The 20,444-nt window shown below is 64.2% G+C and carries 8 protein-coding genes; 6 read left to right on the forward strand and 2 right to left on the reverse strand.

Going from position 1 to position 20,444, the window contains the following annotated elements:
• Positions 1–4: 4 nt before the first annotated feature.
• Positions 5–907: an ABC transporter ATP-binding protein gene (locus ACZK3W_RS05460; protein WP_478450548.1), complete on the reverse strand. Its 903-nt coding sequence runs from the start codon at positions 905–907 to the stop codon at positions 5–7.
• Positions 908–1,039: 132 nt separating this feature from the next.
• A complete protein-coding gene (locus ACZK3W_RS05465; RefSeq protein ID WP_032129583.1) occupies positions 1,040–2,071 on the reverse strand; it encodes a LacI family DNA-binding transcriptional regulator in 1,032 nt (343 codons plus the stop codon).
• Positions 2,072–2,329: 258 nt separating this feature from the next.
• On the opposite strand from ACZK3W_RS05465, the gene ACZK3W_RS05470 reads away from it, so the two are divergent.
• The 6 genes from ACZK3W_RS05470 to ACZK3W_RS05495 all read left to right on the forward strand — a co-directional run bounded on the left by ACZK3W_RS05470 (position 2,330) and on the right by ACZK3W_RS05495 (position 20,313).
• Complete coding sequence (locus ACZK3W_RS05470) at positions 2,330–4,468, forward strand: type I secretion system permease/ATPase (RefSeq protein WP_235202901.1); 2,139 nt, start codon at positions 2,330–2,332, stop codon at positions 4,466–4,468.
• 30 nt (positions 4,469–4,498) lie between these two features.
• Complete coding sequence (locus tag ACZK3W_RS05475; protein ID WP_478450549.1) at positions 4,499–5,893, forward strand: HlyD family type I secretion periplasmic adaptor subunit; 1,395 nt, start codon at positions 4,499–4,501, stop codon at positions 5,891–5,893.
• A 5-nt stretch (positions 5,894–5,898) separates the two neighbouring features.
• Positions 5,899–6,465: a hypothetical protein gene (locus tag ACZK3W_RS05480; protein ID WP_125893701.1), complete on the forward strand. Its 567-nt coding sequence runs from the start codon at positions 5,899–5,901 to the stop codon at positions 6,463–6,465.
• Positions 6,458–18,982, forward strand: a complete 12,525-nt coding sequence (locus ACZK3W_RS05485; RefSeq protein WP_478450550.1) for a cadherin domain-containing protein — start codon at positions 6,458–6,460, stop codon at positions 18,980–18,982. Before ACZK3W_RS05480 ends, ACZK3W_RS05485 begins: the two co-directional genes overlap by 8 nt.
• Entirely contained in the window at positions 18,979–19,533 is a 555-nt protein-coding gene (locus tag ACZK3W_RS05490; RefSeq protein WP_132809494.1) for a toxin-activating lysine-acyltransferase, read from the forward strand. Before ACZK3W_RS05485 ends, ACZK3W_RS05490 begins: the two co-directional genes overlap by 4 nt.
• 192 nt (positions 19,534–19,725) lie before the next feature.
• Positions 19,726–20,313: a single-stranded DNA-binding protein gene (locus ACZK3W_RS05495; protein WP_478450551.1), complete on the forward strand. Its 588-nt coding sequence runs from the start codon at positions 19,726–19,728 to the stop codon at positions 20,311–20,313.
• Positions 20,314–20,444: the final 131 nt, after the last annotated feature.

Raw genomic sequence — 20,444 nt, forward strand, 5'->3', positions numbered from 1 at the left:
CCGCTCAGGCTGCCGCGCGGGCACGGGCCTGCAGGCGCAGGCGCTGGAAGTACACGTCCTCGAGGTCGGGTGCGACGGCCACGAAGCCGTCGCCGGGATCATTGGCGCTGTGCACGTGGATCACCGGGCGGCCACCGACCAGGCGGGTGGACAGCACTACGTAGCGCGCTTCGTGGTCGGCCAGTTCCGAAGGATCGACCTGCTTGCGCCAGACCTGGTGCTGCAGGGCGTCGATGGCCTCGGCAGGGCGGCCGGTCAGCAGTACCTGGCCCTTGTTCATGATCGCCATCGTCGGGCACAGGTCGGTCACGTCCTCGACGATGTGGGTGGACAGGATCACCGCCACGTTTTCGCCGATCGCCGCCAGCAGGTTGAGGAAACGGTTGCGCTCTTCCGGGTCGAGGCCGGCGGTGGGTTCATCGACGATCACCAGCCGCGGGTCTCCCAGCAGCGCCTGGGCGATGCCGAAGCGCTGGCGCATGCCGCCGGAGTACGTGCCCAGCTTGCGCTTGCGTGCGTCCCACAGGTTCACCTGCTGCAGCAGGCCATCGACCACCTCGCGGCGCTGCGCGCGCTGGGTCAGGCCCTTGAGCACTGCGAAATGTTCCAGCAGGTCCAGCGCGCTGACTTTCGGGTACACGCCGAAATCCTGCGGCAGGTAGCCCAGCCGGCGGCGCACCGCGTCCTTGTCGCGCAGTACGTCGATCGGCGCCTCGCCTGGAATGGTGAGGGTAGCCGTGCCGCTGTCGGCCTCCTGCAGGGTGGACAGCGTGCGCATCAGCGACGACTTGCCGGCGCCGTTGGGGCCGAGCAGGCCGAACATGCCGCGCGGGATGTCCAGGTTGACGTTGTTGAGGGCATGCACGCCGTTGGCGTACGTCTTGGACAGCGAATCGATCTTCAGCATGCGACGTACACCTTTCAATGGGCGATGTCTGCGCGTTATCCGCGCATCAGCCTCCGTGCGCATCCGCCGTTGGTCATGGGGGGAGAATTCCGCCGTCGCACGTTGGGGCGTGGGGCGGTGGCCTGGCAGCGCTTACCCGCGCAGCGAAGATTCCCGCACCACCAGCTTCACCGGGATGCTCTGGCTCTCCACCGGTTGCCGGCCGATCAGTGCCAGCAGGCGCTCCACCAGCAGCTGTCCGGCCTGCTTGGTGTCCTGCTGCACGGTGGTCAGCGCCGGGGATACCGAGGCCGCCAGTGGGATGTCGTCGAAGCCGGTCACCGCCACGTCCTGTGGCACCCGCAGGCCAGCCTCGCGGAGCGCGCGCATCGCACCGATGGCGATCAGGTCGCTGGCGGCGCAGATCGCATCGATCGGTTCACCGCGCGCCAGCAGCACCTGGCAGGCCTCCTGGCCGGAAGCCTCGGTGGTGATCGCATCGTGCTGCAGCGCCGGTTCGGCGGCCAGGCCGTGGTCCTGCAGGGCCGCGACATGGCCGCGGTAGCGTTCCTGGAATTCGGGGTAATGGCTGGAGGCATGGCCGAGGAAGGCGATGCGGCGGCAGCCCTGCTGCAACAGGTGGGTGGTGATGTCATGCCCGCCCTGGAAGTTGTCGCTGCCGATCGACACGCCGGGCTGGCCGGGCAGGGCGGCGCCCCAGCGCACGAAGTGCGTGCCCTGTTCAACCAGCCGCTGCAGGCGGTCGCGCGATTCGTGGTAGTCGCCGTAGCCGAGCAGGATGATGCCGTCGGCCTTGTTGCTGTCCTCGTAATCGGCCTGCCAGTCGGTGGACAACTGCTGGAACGATACCAGCAGGTCCTGCCCGTGCAGGGCGCAGGCGCGGGTGATCGAGCCCAGCATCGAGTGGAAGAACGGGTTGATCAGCGAGTCGTCGTTGGTCGGGTCTTCGAAGAACAGCAGGGCCAGGGTGCCGGCGTTGCGCAGGCGCAGGCTGGAGGCGTTCTTGTCGACCTTGTAGTTCAGTTCGCGGGCGATGCGCAGGATGCGCTCGCGGGTCTCGGCATTGACCATCGGGCTGCCACGGAGCGCCCGCGACACGGTCGGCTGGGAGACCCCGGCCAGGTGGGCGATGTCCAGGGAGGTGGCTTTGCCTTTGATCGTCATGGGAACGGATAGGGAACGTGCAGCGATCATGATGCCATGAGGCTGGCCCTCCGCTCGCAGGTGCGCTCCTGTCTGGATGAACGGGATTGATGTTGAAAAATGTGACCAATTTGTCACTTTGACCTGATTTGCACAAAAGCGCATTCAGCAGATGGACAGCTGCCATGGCATGGCCCTAGAGTCCGCGCACCAGGGGACAACAAGGCAGTTGACGTGGGCAGTAACGGATCAGGGATCGATCTGCAGGAGTCACTGTGCGTGGACGATGGAGGCGCGCTGGCGTGCTTCGTCGCCCTGTTGGGGTTTCTGGATCGGCCTGCCGACCCCGACCAGCTCCGGCACCAGCTGGGCCACCCCGAAGGCCGTATCGATACACAGGATCTGTTGCGCCTGGCCAAGCGGATGGACGTCAAAGCACGCGTGGTACAGGCGCGGGTAACCGCGCTGCGCGACCATCCGCTGCCCGCCATCGCCTGCCTGGCCGACGGGCGCTATACGCTCGTGCTCAAGGCTGACGCCGAGAACGTGTTGTGCTTCGACGCGGCGGCCGACGGACGCCCGGTCACGCTGTCCCTTGGCGAGTTCTCGCAGGAGTTCGATGGCCGCCTGTTGCTGATGACCACGCGTGAAAGCGTGGCCGGCGCCGTGAGGCGCTTCGATGTCGGTTGGTTCATTCCTGCCCTGGTGAAGTATCGCCGCCTGCTGCGTGACGTGTTGGTAGCCTCGTTCTTCCTGCAGTTGATGGCACTGATCACGCCGCTGTTCTTCCAGGTGGTGATCGACAAGGTACTGGTGCACAAAGGCATCACCACGCTGGAAGTGCTTGCCCTCGGCCTGCTGGTGGTTTCGGTGTTCGAAGTGCTGATGGGCGGACTGCGCACCTACCTGTTTTCGCACACCACCAGCCGCGTTGATGCCGAACTTGGCTCGAAGCTCTTCTCCCACCTCACGCATCTGCCATTGGCCTATTTCCAGGCGCGTCGGGTGGGCGATTCGGTGGCGCGCGTGCGCGAACTGGAAACCATCCGCGAGTTCCTCACCTCTTCGGCGCAGACGGTCGTGCTGGACCTGTTCTTCGCCATCGTGTTCCTGGCCGTGATGTGGCTGTACAGCCCTGCATTGCTGCTGATCGTACTGATCACGCTGCCTCTGTACGCGGTGGTGGTCATGGTGGTCGGGCCGATGCTGCGGCGCCGCCTGGATGAAAAGTTCGTGCGCGGTGCCGAAAACCAGTCGTTCCTGGTCGAAGCAGTGACCGGTGTGGAGACCATCAAGGCGCTGGCGGTCGAGCCGCAGGCGCAGAACCGCTGGGACAAGCAGCTGGCGGGTTACATCCAGGCCAGCTTCCGCGCCAGCATGCTGGCCAACTGGGGCTCGCAGGCGGTGCAGCTGATCCACAAGCTGGCCACCGTGGCACTCCTGTTCTTCGGCGCGCGGCTGGTGATTGACGGCAAGCTGACCGTGGGCGAACTGGTGGCGTTCAACATGCTTGCCGGGCAGGTTGCCGGGCCGGTGCTGCGCCTGGCGCAGTTGGCGCAGGACTTCCAGCAGGCGCGCATTGCCGTGGAGCGGCTGGGCGACATCCTCAACTCCCCTACCGAACCGGCCAGCTCACCCTCGCGTGCCAGCCTGCCGGCAGTGGATGGCCGCATCGCGCTGGAGCACGTGTCGTTCCGCTATCGGCCTGAGGGGCAGGAAGTGTTGTCGTCGGTCAGTCTGGAGATTGCTCCGGGTGAGATCCTCGGCGTGGTCGGGCCCTCGGGATCCGGCAAGTCGACCCTGACCAAGCTGATCCAGCGCCTGCACACCCCGGAGCGCGGCCGTGTGCTGGTGGATGGTGTCGATCTGTCCATGGTGGATCCGGCGTGGCTGCGGCGACAGGTGGGTGTGGTGCTGCAGGAAAACCTGCTGTTCAACCGCAGCGTGCGCGAGAACATCGCCATGGCCGACCCGGCGATGCCGATGAGCCGGGTGGTGGAGGTGGCCAAGCTGGCGGGGGCGCACGACTTCATCCTGGAGTTGCCCGAGGCCTACGACACGCGCATCGACGAGCGCGGCGGCAACCTCTCCGGCGGGCAGCGTCAGCGCCTGGCGATCGCTCGCGCGCTGGCCATCGACCCGAAGATCCTCATCTTCGACGAAGCGACCTCGGCGCTGGATGCGGAGAGCGAGGAAGTCATCCAGGACAACCTCAAGCGGATGTCCGCTGGCCGCACCGTGATCATCATCGCGCATCGTCTTTCGGCGGTACGCCAGGCCAACCGCATCGTGACCCTCGAACGTGGCCGCATCACCGAGACCGGCACGCACGAGGATCTGCTCCGCGCGGGAGGCCGTTACTCACTGCTCTACACCAAACAGATGGGCCTGCCCGCCGTGGCGGCCCCGCTGAACTGACCACCGCGGGCCCAGCCAAGGACAGCACGCATGTTGAAGGGACTGAGGCATCACCTGGGCATCCTGCGCGAGAGCCTGCGCGCGGAGCGTGCGCAGCCGGACCAACGCGACTCGGCGGCGCCGGACTTCCTGCCGGCGGCGCTGGAGATCCTGGAAAAGCCCCCGAACCCGATCGGCCGCACCGTTCTCTGGCTGCTGATCGCCTTTCTCGCCATCGCATTGGCCTGGTCGTGCCTTGGCCGCCTGGACATGGTCGCGGTGGCCGAAGGCAAGGTGATTCCGCGCGGCAACGTGAAGGTGATCCAGGCTGCGGACCAGGGTGTGGTCGGTGCGATCCACGTGGTTGAAGGGCAGTCGGTGAAGGCCGGCACGCCGCTGCTCGAACTGGACCCGACGGTCAGCCATGCCGAAGTCGAGCAGGCGCGCCAGGCGTTGCTGACCGCGCAGATCGATGTGGCACGGGCGCAGGCCGTGGTTGACCACGTTGCCGGTCGGGCCGGTCGCTTCATCGCACCGGAGGGAGCACCTGACAGCATCATTGCCATCCAGCAGGCACTGGTGGCCGCCAAGCAGCGCGAGTTCGATTCCACTGTGGGTGGCTTGCAGCAGGAGCGCAGCCAGCGCGATGGCGAGCACGGCATGATCCTGGCCGAGATCGCCAAGCTGGAAGAGCAGCTGCCGCTGGCTACCGACCAGTTGAACAAGCTGGAGGAGCTGAGCCGCGACAACTATGTGCCGCGACTGCAGGTGGCCGAAGTAAAGGAGCGTGTTGTCGGCATGCGCCAGGACCTGGCGATCCGTCGCGAAGAGCAGCGTAAAGCGACCGCTGCGCAGCTGGCGGCCAGCCAGCAGATGAGCAAGAGCCGCAGCGAGTTCGCACGTGAAGCACTGGACGCCCTGACTGAGGCGGAAGCGGCACGCGCGTTGCGAGGCGAAGAATTGAAGAAGGCCCATGACAAGGCTGGGCACACGGTATTGCGCGCACCCGTGAATGGCGTCGTGCAGCAACTACAGGTGCACACCATCGGCGGCGTGGTGAAGCCGGCTGACGCGCTCATGGTGCTGGTGCCGCATGACGGCGAGCTGGTGGTCGATGCGATGCTGCCCAATCGCGATGCCGGCTTCGTCCGCGACGGGCAGCCGGTGGAGGTGAAGCTGGAGGCCTATCCGTTCACCCGCTACGGTGTGGTGGATGGCGTGGTCGAGACTGTGGGCCGTGATGCGGTGCAGACCGAGAAGGAAGGGTTGCGCTATCCGGCGCGCGTGCGCCTGCTGCGGCCCTGGATCGAAGTGGATGGCCGGCGCCGCGCGCTGGCGCCGGGCCTGGCCGCAACGGCGGAAATCAAGACCGGTGATCGCCGCATCATTGAATACCTGTTGTCGCCGCTGTCCAGGCGCGTGCAGGAAGCGGGGAGGGAGCGATGAGGAGAATGCCGTTCTGGCAAATCCTGGGCGCTTCAGTCCTTTGCCTCACTGCGGCATCCCCGGCAAACGCGCGGGAGCGTCACGTCTGGGCAGCATCCGAGCTGGAGAAGATGCTTATCGCATTGGTCCTGGAGCAACCGCGCCACGGTAGTTGGCGTGGCGTCGAACGCTCGGATGTCGAGCGAAGATTCGGTGTACATCTGTCATCTCTGGATGTCAACTCGAGAACGATTCAGTCGAGGCTGCTGACACGTGAAGGGTGGTCCGCCGCAATCAAGGTGGAGTACAGGCGGGAAGGTCGCGCGGTGAAATTCGACGCATTGGCGTCCCGCCGATTCAACGATCTTGAACGGCCATGCACGTTCAAGGCTGACGCAATGACGTCTTCAATGCTGGCTGCGGGATTCCATGGAGGAAGGAACGCCGCGCCGCTCAGCCCGGATACCCGAACCTACTCTCGGGGTTCCGTCTCTGTCCATATCACGACGTTCGACGCGGCCATCAATGCCGCGCTGCCTGAACAGTGTGTAGATACCCTGACCATAGCCCCGCCGGAGCATGACAATGTCTGAACTTAGCATCAGGTTGAACACCTTGCTGGACCAGTTCGCATCGCGAAATGCGGATACGCGTACCGCAGCGCAGAGGCTACGTCAGGCAATTTCCTCGTCACCAAGCTTGGTCAAGCGCTTCGAATCGGCTATTGCCGAGGGCAAGTTGAAAACGATTGAGTTGCTGCCTAGATCGGCGACCGAAAGAGCTCATATGTCGGACGAGGGAGTGCTCGCGATAGGCCGGGATGCCGTCGTGGGCAACGCGACCACGGAGTTCATGGACCAGCTCCGCGATACCTTGGGGCACGAGATCGCGCATGCGCACTATAAAGGCTACGACTTTGCCTTGAATGTGCTGAGTGAAGAAGTAGAGAAGCTGGCGTTTGAGAGAACAGAGACTCGCAATTACACCGCGGTCCTCCAGAATTTCCTTGCTGCCGCACGAAGGAATGAGGCTGTCGCAGCTATCGGAGGCTGGAACGCCAACATTTCCAAGATGATCGCAGACAGTGGAGGCCGTCCTCTAGACCGAGCCGCAGTTCTGGAGAGGATGGCCCAAGTTAATCCGCGATGCGTCATCGAGGTCAATGGCGTCTATCAGATGGCTGCCGGAATCGTGCTGAATGCCGATCTCACTGCAAATGTTTCAGATCAATCCGTTGAAGCATTCGCAAAGTGCTACTTTGATGGCAGCAAGGGAAGCCTGGGGCCTCAAGGAAAGTCTTCCTACACCGATTACTACTTGTCCTACGGCGTCAGCCTGATTGTGCGCATGGAGCGCTACAACAACCAGTACGGGGATCCCGACAGGGCACTGGTACAGATCAATCTTGCCGCTCTGGGAACGACAGAGGCAGCGCTGGAGGTCGCGGGTCTGACATTCCAAGGCAAAGGAGATATCTTCTTCTATACCGACCTTGGTGGTGGCCCGAACAACGGCTTCCAGCGCAGCGGAACCACGACGGGGCCGCGATTTGATCCGGACCAATGGAATGCCTTCTTCGATCGTACGCGCCTGCAGCAGATTGCCCAGGCGGGTGCGCTTGGTGGGGTGATTGGTGGCGCAATCTCTTCTGCCCTGAAGTTGAATGACCCGGCATGGCAGGTCATTTCCTCGGCAACGCTGTCGACCATCGGAGAGAACTTCGCCGAGGCGATCTCGGCCAGGGGCCTCGGGGTTCGGCTGTCCAGTGGGGACTTCAGCAGCATTCTTGCCGATCTTCCTGAGGAGTTTCAGGCCAATCTCAGGAGCGCAGGGGCTGGAGCTGTCTCTTCCTACCTGACCGCAGAGCTGTTCAGGACACTGGGTATCGAAGGGACGCTCGGTGAAATTGCACAGACCGCTGCTGGTGCAGCACTGAGTCAAGTTATCCAGAATGCGAACCTGATCGCCGATGGTGCCAAGATCAGCGTGTTCGAAGGTCTGGGTGCAACGCAGATATTCAACGCAGTCGGTGGCTACGTTGGCGCACGGCTGGGCGCTAGTTTGGTCAAGTTCGATACGGTCGGAGGGCAAATCGGTGCACAGGTTGGTTCGGCGATCGGCGCCTATGTCGGTGCGTCCGTTGCGACCACCTGGGCTGCAGCAGGTAGCAAGGTCGGAGGTGCCGCGTATGGCGCAATCGGAGCGGCAATCGGTGCGCTGGTGGGCTACATCCTGGGCGGGCTCGTTGGCTCGTTCTTCTCAAGTGGCAAGCCGCGTTCGTGGGCGTCGGTCAGCTGGGAAGAGGCATCGGACGGCTTCGTGGTCACCGGCATTCGTTCCCGATCGGGTGGCTCCAAGGCTGGGGCGAGGGTTCTTGCCAATGCCGTAGCGGACAACCTCAACGCGGTGCTGAAGATGTCGGGAAGCCGTGTGGCTTCGGGGGCCAGCATCGATGGCGGTACCTACGGTACCTACGGAAAGGACTATCGATACTGGTCTGCAACGCCCGTCGGGTTTGCGACGGCTGAGGAGCTTATCGGTCACGGCTCTGCGCTGGCTCTGGCGGGGATGGCGGACAAGATGGTTGGCGGAAACATCTATATCAAGCGGGCCATCGTCCAACATCTGGGCATGTTGCCTTCGCCTCGCGGTTTCAATGTGACGTCAATGATTGGCGACTTGGCCATGGCTGCTGATTATGGTCAGTATGTAATGGATCCTTTCCAGGTCAATTCGCTCATCGCCGGTGCGCCAGACAGCGGGTTGGCAGCTCAATGGGCGATCACGCTTGCGCGTGCGATCGAATTGGGCCTCAACAAGCGCGCATCGACCGATTGGACAGGGGGATTTGCAGCGTGGATGGACCAGCTTCCTGACGGTGAGCTGGACGGGCGTGGCTTGAACGCCGCGAACGTCAGTGCGCGATACAATGCCATTGATGGCAGAAAGTTCGTCCTGACTGGCGGCAGCGACGAAGAGCTCTTCTCGATCAGCGACACCATCGTCACCGCGGATAAGGATCGCATTCTCGGTGGCATCGGCAACGACAGCATCATCGTCAATGGTGCCACGCTGTCCAGCACCACCGGCCTGCTGATCAATGGCAAGGCCGCCCCGGCCACCCATCGCATTGGCATCGCTGCGGTCATTGATGCCGGTGCTGGCGACGATCTGGTCCGCGGCGGAGACCTCGGCAACGATCTGCTCGGCGGCAGCGGCAACGACACCCTGGTGGGGGGCCTGCTCGATGACTGGCTGCTTGGCGGTGACGGCAACGACGTGCTGTTCGCCGGCAATGTCACCAATGTGAACTTCGCCATCGGTGATGCCAGCGCACAGGCGCTGGCGATCGCCGCGCGTGGTGGCAACGGCAACTACCTCGACGGCGGTGCCGGCGACGATCGCCTGTATGGCGGCACCGGTTCGGACTGGCTGGAAGGCGGCGCCGGCAACGATCTGCTGGTGGGTGGCGAGGGCGGCGACATCATCGCCGGTGGCGCCGGCGATGATCGGGGTGCCAATGGCGAAGCGCGCCTGTTCGGTGGGGGCGGCGCGGACCAGTACCTGTTCCGGCTCGGTGACGGCCGCGATGTGGTCTACGACGAAGAGGGGGCGGGGGCCATCCGCGGCAGTGGCGACAGCTTGAATGACCGCCTCGCCAAGATCGCCAATGGACAGCTGGCGCGCAACTGGGCCGGTGGTGGCGAGTACGAGGTCAACGGTTCGGTGAAGGGCGGTGAGGATGCGATCGTGTTCGGCACCGGCCTGTCGCTGCAGAACATCCAGATGCGTCGCTCCTCGGCCAGCGGTGCCGGCAACGACCTGATCATTGCCCTGGTCAGCTATGACGCCGCCGGCAACGCGACCCTGACCGGCGATGAGCTGACCATCAAGGATTGGTTCGAATCCTCGCATCGCGTGGAGTGGCTGCGTTTTGCCGATGGCGAGGACATCCGTATCGGCGACATGACCTCGTACATCATCGGCACGGGTGGCTCGGATGTGATCCTGGGCACCTACGGCGCGGACTTCCTGTATGGCGGCGCCGGCAATGACGAGATCCGCGGCCTGGCCGGCAATGACTTCGGCAATGGTGGCTCGGGTGACGACTTCGTTGCCGGCGATGGCGACCAGGACTGGGTGATGGGCGGCTCCGGCAATGACCAGGTGCTGGGCGGAGCGGGCAATGACACAGTGTTTGGCGATGATGGCAATGACCGGGTGTATGGCGGTACGGGTTCGGACCTGGTGGTCGGCGGCCGTGGCAACGACGAAGTGGTGGGCGGCGAAGGCGATGATGTCTTCCGCTACCAGCGTGGCGATGGCGATGACATCGTCATGGACGACTATGTCGACAACTGGGATCTGGTCTGGAAAAAGGGCGCCTACGTCAACGGCTATGTGCGCAATGCCGATGGCACCGTCAGCAAGGACGGCGTGGTCTACTTCGATGGTTCCACCTGGATCAGCCACAACGACTGGAATGATGAGGCGCAGGTGCTGCGCCGGCACAAGGGCGCGCTCAATGGCCTGATTGCGCGCAACGCGGGTGTTGATTCGCTGGAATTTGGCGTTGGCATCGATATCCAGGATGTTATGTTGCAGCGCGATGGCAATGACCTGCGCCTGGTGATCGGCCGCGATGGCGAGAAGGAGCGCCTCTCGGCGTCCAGTGACCGGATCACGATCAAGGACTGGTACGCGCTGGGTGGATCGATCGAGAACATGGTGTTTGCCGCGACTGGCCGCCATGCGCTCACCGACATGACCCTGCTGGGGGGCGGCGATGGCAATGACACGATTACCGGAACGGCTGGCAAGGACTGGTTGACCGGCAACGGTGGCGATGACGTCATCGACGGCGGCGCGGGCAATGACCTGCTGATGGGCAACGAAGGCGACGATACGCTGCGTGGCGGTGCGGGTGACGACATCCTGTACGGTGGCCAGGGCGATGATCTGCTGCATGGCGGTGCCGGCGCGGACACCTTGTTCGGCGGCGGTGGCGTGGACATCGCGTCCTACGCGGGCAGTGCGGCGGTGCGCGTCTACCTGGAAGGCACGTTCGCCAATACCGGCGACGCCAAGGGAGATGTCTACAGCAGCATCGAGGGTATTGAAGGCAGTGCCGGTGCCGATCGCCTCGGCGGCAGCATCGGCGCGGACGTGCTGCGCGGTGGTGGTGGCGCGGATGCGCTGTACGGCGGTGAGGGCGACGATGCCTATGAGTACAACGTCGGCGATGGTAGTGATGTCATCTATGAAGGCGCCTTCTATCTGGATGAGGTGATGTCCAGCTCAGGGACGTTTGGATCAGCCTACACGGCGTCCTGGGAGTATCTGGGCCTTGGCGAGACAACGGCGGGCAACAAGCATCAGTATCGGTTGACGGTCAAGGAGATCGCATCCGGCACCGTTGTCTACCAGAGCGTGGACAAGGTGGACTTCCTGTTTGACGCCCCAGTGGCGAACGCGCCAGCCTCCACCACGTGGCCATCGGCGCAGGGGCAGTTCCGTTCGTCGACCTGGCGAAACGGGCCAAATGGGCAACAGATCGTGCGCGAAGTGTTCCAGGCCACCGACGGGGGCCAGGATACGCTGGTACTGGGAGCAGGGCTCAGCCTCTCAAATCTTCGGTTGGCGCTGAGCGGGACGACGCTCCAGGTGGATGTCTTCGCCGCACAGAACGGTACGATCAAGCTCGCCAATCATACGAATGCCCAGCGTCGCGTCGAGTTCATGCAGTTGAAGGACGGACTGGTGCTGGATCTGCGCCAGTTCCGCCAGCTTTCCCAAGGCGGTAGCGCGAGTGACGATGTATTGTTCGGGTCCGATGGCGCGGACACGCTTACGGGTCTTGCAGGTCACGACGTGCTGGCGGGTGGAGATGGCAATGACACGCTGCGGGGCGGCGACGGCGACGACACGCTGGAGGGCGGCGCCGGTGCCGACATCCTCGACGGCGGCAGCGATCGCATCAGCCTCGGCCAGGCCGCGGTGGCGGGTGAAGCCTATGGCGATACCGTCCGATACGTGACCTCCACTGCGTCGCTGGTGCTGGACCTGGCTGCGGGTACTCTGTCGGGCGGGCACGCCGATGGCGATACTCTGGTTGCAGTCAACGGCGTCAGCACGCTGGAGAACGTAGTTGGCAGCGACGGCTTCGCCGATACGATCAGTGGTGATTCACGCGCGAATCGCTTGATCGGGCTGGGTGGCAACGACTGGCTGGATGGGCGGGGGGGCGACGACGTGCTCATCGGTGGTGATGGCAATGACACCCTGATGGGCGGCGACGGCAACGACGCGTTGTCCGGTGATGCCGGCGATGACCGGCTTGAAGGTGGCGGGGGCAACGATGTGCTGGCCGGCGGCGCCGGTGCCGACGAGCTTTACGGCGGGCTGGGCGACGACCAGATCAGCGGCGATGTGGGCAACGACAAGGCTTGGGGCGGCGAAGGCAATGACACCCTGGGGGGCCAGGACGGAGACGATCAGCTCTATGGCGAGGCCGGCAACGATACCCTGGTGGGCGGCGCAGGCGACGACCTGCTGGATGGCGGCACCGGCAACGACACCCTGGCCGGTGAGGCCGGCAACGACCTGCTGCGGGGCGGGGATGGCAATGACACCTACCTGTTCGATCGGGAGGGTGGCAACGACCGCATCGAAGACGCACTGGGCGTCAATCGCATCGTGCTGCAGAACGTGGCCAACCACGAGGTCTGGCTGCAGAAGGTGGGCAACGATCTGCTGGTCAGCGTGATTGGAGGCAGCACTCGGATCACCATCGCGGGCTACTACACCGGCGCCAGCCGGATCACCGAGATCGCGACCGGTGCAGGCTCGCTGTTCCTCGCCCACGCCGAGCCGCTGCTTGCGGCAATGGCGGCAGAGTCGGCGTCCGTGCCGGCTGGGATGTCCTCCAGCTTGCAGGGCATGCTCGGCAGCTACTGGCAGAACTCGAGCAAGCCGGCACCGCTGGTCGAAACGCAGTACCTGGCCACCGACGAGGACGTGCCGCTCAGTGGCAGCGTCAATGCCGTCGACCATGACGGGAACATCACCGGGTACACGGTGATCACCGCCCCCGGCATGGGGACCGTCACGCTTAATGCGGCCACCGGCGCCTGGGTCTACACGCCGGCGGCGGACCGCCACGGCAATGACCATTTCGTGGTCCGGGTCACCGATGCCGACGGCAATACCGCCGACCAGATCGTCGATCTGGAGGTGCGCTCGGTCAACGACGCGCCCAGCGACATCCTCGCACCCGGTCCGCTGGCCGTGGACGAGAACGCCGCCAACAACCTGTCGCTGGGCCGCTTCGGCCATGTCGATCGCGACGGCGCGGAAGATACGGCCAGCTTCACCCTGATCAATGATGGCGGCGGCCGCTTCAAGCTCACCGCCGATGGCACGCTCAGCGTTCGTGATGGCACCAAGCTGGACTATGAGACCGCCACCGCGCACACCATCCGGGTGCGCGTGACCGACGGCGCCGGCGCGTGGTTCGAGAAGGACTTCAAGATCGACGTCCGCAACGTCAACGAGGCGCCGTTCACGCCGACCCGGCCACCGAACACTGCGGCCGTACTGGCCGGCGAGAAGACCGGGGCCGGTACGGTGGTGGGCACCTTCGTGATCGGGGACCCCGACAAGACCACGCCGACCCTGCAGCTGGTGACCAACCCGGGTGGCCTGCTGGAAGTGGTGGGCAACCAGGTGCGTGTGCGTGCGGGCGTTGCGATCGACTTCGAGACGCTGGCCGCCGCGCAGGGCGCGACCCTGGTCGATCTGGATGGCGATGGCATCAAGGAGGTGCTGCTGACCGCCAGCGTGAGGGCGTACGACGGCAGCCTGGCATCGGCCTCGACGCTCAGCTTCACCTATGCCATTGAAGATGAGAACGAAGCGCCGACGGCGGTGCTGTTCGCGGCCACCACCACCAGCTTCAGCGAAACCGATCGCGTTCCCACCGGAACCGCGCTGCCGGCGATCCTGCTCGGCACGCTGTCGGCCACCGATCCAGACACCACCGCCGGCAGTGATTTCGCCACGATGGTGTTCAGCGTGTCCGACAGCCGCTTCGAGATCATCAACGGCAACCAGCTGCGCCTTAAGGCCGGTGCGATCGTTGACTATGAAGCGGGAGGCAACGTCACCGTGACGGTCACCGCGACCGATCGCGGCGGCGCCGGATTGAGCGTCAGCAAGCAGTTGGTCTTCACCGTGGTCAACCGGGATGACTACCTGTACGGCACTGCCGCTGGCGAAACGCTGGTCGGCCAGGCCAACCGGGACGTGATCCAGGGGCTCGGCGGCAACGACATCATCAACGGCGGCGGTGGCAACGACGACCTGTACGGCGGCGATGGCGATGACAATCTGCGCGGTGAGGCTGGCGACGACAAACTGTGGGGCGAGCTGGGTCGCGACACGCTGTACGGTGGCGCAGGCGTCGACGAACTGCGTGGTGGTGATGGCGATGACAACCTGTATGGCGAAGACGGTGATGACCGCCTGTACGGCGACGCCGGCAATGACATCCTCGATGGCGGTGCCGGCAATGACCTGCTGGAAGGGGGCATCGGAAATGACACGCTGCGCGGCGGCGTCGGCAACGACATCCTGCGCGGTGGCGATGGCGACGATATCCTCGATGGCGGCGTCGGTGCCGACACCCTGTCCGGAGGCGCCGGTGTCGATACGCTGACCTACGCCTCGGCGACTGCGGGCATCGTGCTGAACCTGGCTACCGGAACACATGGCGGGGCGGCCGCCGGCGATGTGCTGGAAGATGCGTTCGAGCGCCTGATCGGCAGTGGGTTCGACGACGTCATCACTGGTGGCGCGGGGGATGATTACATCGAGGGTGGCGCGGGCAACGACAAGCTCTACGGCGGCGCTGGCAATGACACGCTGTATGGCGGTGATGGTGACGACCTGCTCGATGCGCAGGCAGGCAATGACACCCTGTATGGCGGCGCCGGTAACGACATCCTGATTGGTGGCGATGATAGCGACGTCTACTTGATCGACCGCAACTCCGGTGCCGACGAAATCCGCAACTACGACTCCAGTGGCGACGATATCGACGTCATCGGCTATCGCGACATCAGTCGCAATGATCTGTGGTTCAGTCGAACCGGCGATGACCTGGTGATCTCGGTGATCGGCACCAGCGTGGTGACCACGATCAAGGGCTGGTACACGACCACCAATGCCAATGATCGCGCCAACTACAAGATTGATTTCTTCCTGGCCGGCGAGCACGCCAGCAGCACGATCAATGCGGAGGCACTGGTCGCGCTGATGGCCGGTCGCACCAGGCCGGCCACGGTCGCGGCCTATCAGGCACTGCATGCCGACGGCACGTTCGAGAACCAGTGGCGGCACTACTGGGATGGCAACGGCTTGCCGTCGATCAGCATCGTGCCGGATCAGTCGATCAACGAGGATGGCCAGGTCGCCCTGCAGTTCACCGTCGGTGATGACCTGACCCCGGCATCCGGGGTCACCGTACGTGCCGTGGCGGTGGATGCCACTGACCTCACGACGGTGGTGGCCTGGATGAATACTCCGACGATCACTGCGGGGGCCAACGGCGAGCGTACGGTGACGCTGGTGCCGAAGGGCAACGCCAGCGGACGCGTTGCGATCAAGCTGATCGCAACCGATGCCGGTGGGCTGGTGACCGAGCGCGTGTTCTTCATGAATGTGGCGCCGGTAGTGGACGCGCCGGTGATTACCCGTGCCGTGCAGGTCGGCAAGACACTTGATAGTGGCACGCTGACGCTGGATGTGCAGGCGGCGCTGTCCGATGCCGATGGTTCGGAGACCCTGGAGATCCGCATCTCGAACCTGCCGACCGGGCTGACCCTGAACAAGGGCACGAACCTGGGCAACGGCGTGTGGTCGCTGACGCCGGCGCAGCTGGCCGGTCTGGCGCTGGTCGGTCCGGCCACGTGGTCGGCCGACCTGACCGGCACTGCGGCGCTGACGGTGACTGCCATCGCCAAGGAGACCGCGACGGGCAAGACCAGCGGCAAGACGCAGACGCTGTCGGTCACCATCAATGCGCGTCCGACCGACATCACTGTCGACCGCGCGTTGAGTACGGTCGAGTCAACCGCGGATGCACCGGTGGCCAATGGCACGGTGCTCGGCAATTTCGCCCGCGTCGATGCGGACAACGATGGCTTCACCTTCAGCCTGACCAACAACGCGGGCGGCCGCTTTGCGATTTCCGCAGCCGGTGTGCTGACCGTGGCCAATGCCAGCCTGCTCGACTACGAGGCCAACACCTCGCACCAGATCGTGGTGCGGGTGACCGATTCGGGCGGGTTGACCCGCGACAAGACCTTCACCGTCGCGGTGACCAACGTCGATGAAGCCCCGGCCACGCCGACCGTCTCCAGCCAGCCGGTGGCGATTGCTGCGGAGAATGCAGCATTGGGTGGTGTGGTGATTGCCAACTTGGCTTCCAGCGGTGGCAATGGCACCTACAGCTATGTGCTGGAGGGCGACGCGCGCGGCTGGTTCACCCTGGTCGGCAACCAGCTGAAGTTCCGTGATGGCCTGGTACTGGATTTCGAGGCGCTGAAGGCCGCCGGCATGACCCTGAGCGATGCTGACAGCGATGGCCGCCAGGAAGTGGTGTACTCGGTGTCGGTGAAGGCGGTATCCGGTGGATTGACCTCGGCAGGTGCGCGCACCATTACCGTACGCCTGGAGGACGTCAATGACGCGCCTCATGGCATCACTGCCGACCGCTCGCTCAGCATTGCCGAGAACTCGGGCAACGGCACCGAGGTCGGCAGGTTCAGCGGCCAGGACCAGGACGTTACCGACGGTCTGACCTTCACCCTGGTCAACAACGCTGGCGGCCGCTTTGCCATCACCGCGGCTGGTGTACTGAGCGTTGCCAATGGCGGGCTGCTGGACTACGAGGCCGCCACTTCGCATGCAATCACGGTGAGGGTGACCGACACCCACGGCGCGACCCGCGACCAGGTGTTCCAAGTGGGCGTGTCCAACGTCAACGAAGCACCACGAACGCCGGACGTCGTACAGCACGTGGCGCTCACCTCCGAGAACACCGGCGTGTCCGGGCAGGTGGTAGCCACGCTGTCCTCGTCTGATCCGGACGGGACCGTACCCTCGTATCAGATCATCAACGACCCCTTTGCCTGGTTCGTCATTTCCGGAAACCAGCTCAAGTACAACGTCAGCAGTTTCGATTTCGAAGCGGTTGCACCGTACCTGCAGCTGATCGACGGCGACGGCGACGGCCAGCTGGAGGCTTACTACAACGTCACGGTCCGTGCCACGGATGGTGCGCTGGTGTCGGGCAATCGCGAGATCACGGTACGCATCGAAGACGTCAACGAGGCACCGACGACCTGGGGCCAGAGTCTGACGCTGGCCGAATCGGCGCCGGGCGCGGGCCAGACCGTGTTCCAGTTCACCAACTGGTCCGACCCCGACAGCCAGTGGTACAACCGCGACCACCGGTTTGCCATCACAGGTGGTGCCAGCAACCTGTTCGGCATCAACGCCACCACGGGTCAGATCGCGCTGCACGGGCAGCTGGACTATGAAACCGCGCAGAGCCACCAGATACAGGTGACGGTCACCGATCGTGGTGGCTTGTCCAGCAGCACCTGGGTGACGATCAATGTGCAGAACGTCAATGAGCGGCCGACGGTCGTGACTTGGCAGGATGGGAATTTCTATCAGGTGCTCTCAGCGAGTGACCAGGAGGACTTCTACGCCATCATGCATGTCACCAGTGCAGTGGAGTTCACTGGCATCTCCAGCCAGTATTGGGATACCTACTCGGGTGAAACCGAAATGCTCGATGGAGGTATTACAACGCGCGGTATCTCGGGCGATGGTTTCCTTACTTCTTACGGAAGCAACATCTTCGATTCGCGCATCGTGGGCCGTGGCGGCCGTCGAACGGAGATATCTGGAAACTGGGGCGATCCGCGAGGCAGCGGCGCGGGCTACTACCAGGAAACCTACTACGACACCTGGTATGAAATCGTCGTTCAGGCGGTGGATTCTGCAGGGCAGTGGAGTGATCCTTTGAAGTTTGTCGTCAACCAATGGGGCGGGCGCCTCGGTCCGGTCGTACTTGACTTGGATGGCGACGGCGTGGAGACCGTGGGCTGGGCGCAGAGCGCCACGCGCTTTGACATGGACGGTAATGGCGTGCGTGATCTGACCGGTTGGGTCGGGCCGCACGACGGTCTACTGGTGCTCGACCGCAACCGCAACGGCACGATTGATTCCGGCGCCGAAATCTCGTTCACGATGGATCTGGAGGGGGCCCATTCCGACCTCGAAGGTCTGGCTGCCTATGACAGCAATGGTGATCGGCGTCTGGATGCCAATGACGCCCGCTTCGGAGAGTTCCAGGTCTGGCGTGACGCCAACCGCGATGGCATCAGCCAGGCGGGTGAGCTGTTGACGTTGCAGCAGGCCGGCGTGGCGTCGATCAACCTCGATGCGCGCCGTACCGGGCAGATGCCGGGTACATCGGTGGACAACACCACCTATGCCAACGGTCAGTACACCCGTATCGATGGCACCCAGGCGGCCCTGTCGGACATGTTCTTCGCTTTCGGCCAGCGCGATGAGGAGGGCAACGGTGACGGCCTGAATCTGAATGCTGGCGCCGGCAAGGGCGGACGCGACCTGGGCAGCGGTGATGCCGCCTCCGGCCGGGTCAACCGTCGAGGCGGCGATCCACGCTTCGCGCCTGCAGCTGACCTGCCGCAGGCCCCGGTGGCGCAAGCAGTGACGGAACCGGGGGATCGTTTCGGTGGCGTTGAGCCCACAGCCGTCGAGCGGATGCAGCAATCGACTCGTTCGGAACATCGTGCTCCCATCGACGAAAGCATTCCCTCCGGCCAGGCATCACAGCGCTCAGCCTTGCATGACAATCTGGCGCTGGCACAGAAGAAGCGGTTCCAGATGATCGAAGCGATGTCCACGTTCGACGCCCAGCCCTATGCCCAGGGCATCAGCACAGCGGCGCGCGATCCGGCCACCATGGAACTGTTGACCGCCATTCCCGACTACAGGATTTCCCGTTCATGATCACGTCCACGACCGCCACCGCCACCACCACCACCGACGGGGCGCCGCGTACCGTTGCCGAGGCCCTCGGCCAGATCGTCTGGCTGCTTTCACAGTCGCCGCTGCACCGTGAGATGCAGTTGAAGGACCTCGAATGGTCATTCATGCCGCCGCTGCTGAAGGAGCAGTTCCGGGTGTTCCGTTTCGGCACCCTGCCGCCGTTGCCGGGCATGCAGGAGGCCGGTGCGGCCTTCGCCGGGGTGACCCAGCAGGCGCTGGAACAGTTGCCGCTTGGAGTTGCAATCTGGGCCAATTTGTCAGAGGAGGCCGAGCGCAAGCTGGAAGCCGGCGAGCGGCTGGAACTGGACGACTGGAACAGCGGCGATCGCCTGTGGCTGATCGAGTTCATCACCCCCTTCGCCCAGCCCGGCAACGGCCTGGCCGAGGCCATGCTGGGCGATCTGCTGACCGGGCCGTTCGCGGGGCGCAGTCTGTCCATGCACCGGACCGATCCGGCCACCGGCCGGCGTGACAAGGTGACCCTGGGCGGCGTGCCGTCGCAGGCGGCCTGATCCGGGAGAGGTGAACGTCCGCCCCGGTCGCCACGCTGGCGGTCGGGGGAGTAGAGGCAAGCCCGGTGGGCCGGGGCTCGATGATAGAATGCCGGGTTTCTGGCAGTGCCCACCCATGGGCGGCCGGGTATCGGCAACTCCGGCTGTGTGCTATGACAGGCACCAGCCCCCGGACAATGGAATCACTTACCTATGGCGCGCGGCATCAACAAAGTCATCCTGGTCGGCAACCTCGGCAACGACCCGGACGTGAAGTACACCCAGAGCGGCATGGCGATCACCCGCATCAGCCTGGCCACCACCAGCGTCCGCAAGGACAAGGATGGCAACCAGCAGGAACGTACCGAATGGCACCGCGTGGTGTTCTTCGGCAAGCTCGGCGAGATCGCCGGCGAGTACCTGCGCAAGGGCAGCTCGGTCTACGTCGAAGGCAGCCTGCGCTACGACAAGTACACCGGCCAGGACGGCGTGGAGAAGTACTCCACCGACATCGTTGCCGATGAAATGCAGATGCTGGGCGGCCGTGGTGAAGGCGGCGGTGGCGGCGGTGGCGGCAACTACGGCGGCGATCGCCCGCAGCGCCAGCAGGCGCCGCGCCAGGAGTACGGCGGCGGTGGCGGTGGCCAGCGCGGCGGCCAGGGCGGTGGCTATGGCAACCAGGGCGGCAATCAGGGCGGCGGTTACGGCAACCAGGGTGGCAACCAGGGTGGCAACCAGCGCCCGCAGCCGCAGCAGGCGCCGCCGATGGACGACTTCGCTGACGACGATATTCCGTTCTAGCGAATACTAGATCAATAGTGGTGATATAGCTTCGAGGAAGGCCCTGTTTTTACAGGGCTTTTCTTTTTTCTACGCTGACTTGCGTAGTCGAAAATTTCATATACAGTTGTACATATGCAAAAACAGTAGAA

This window comes from Stenotrophomonas sp. 80084_Sma, from assembly GCF_056481995.1.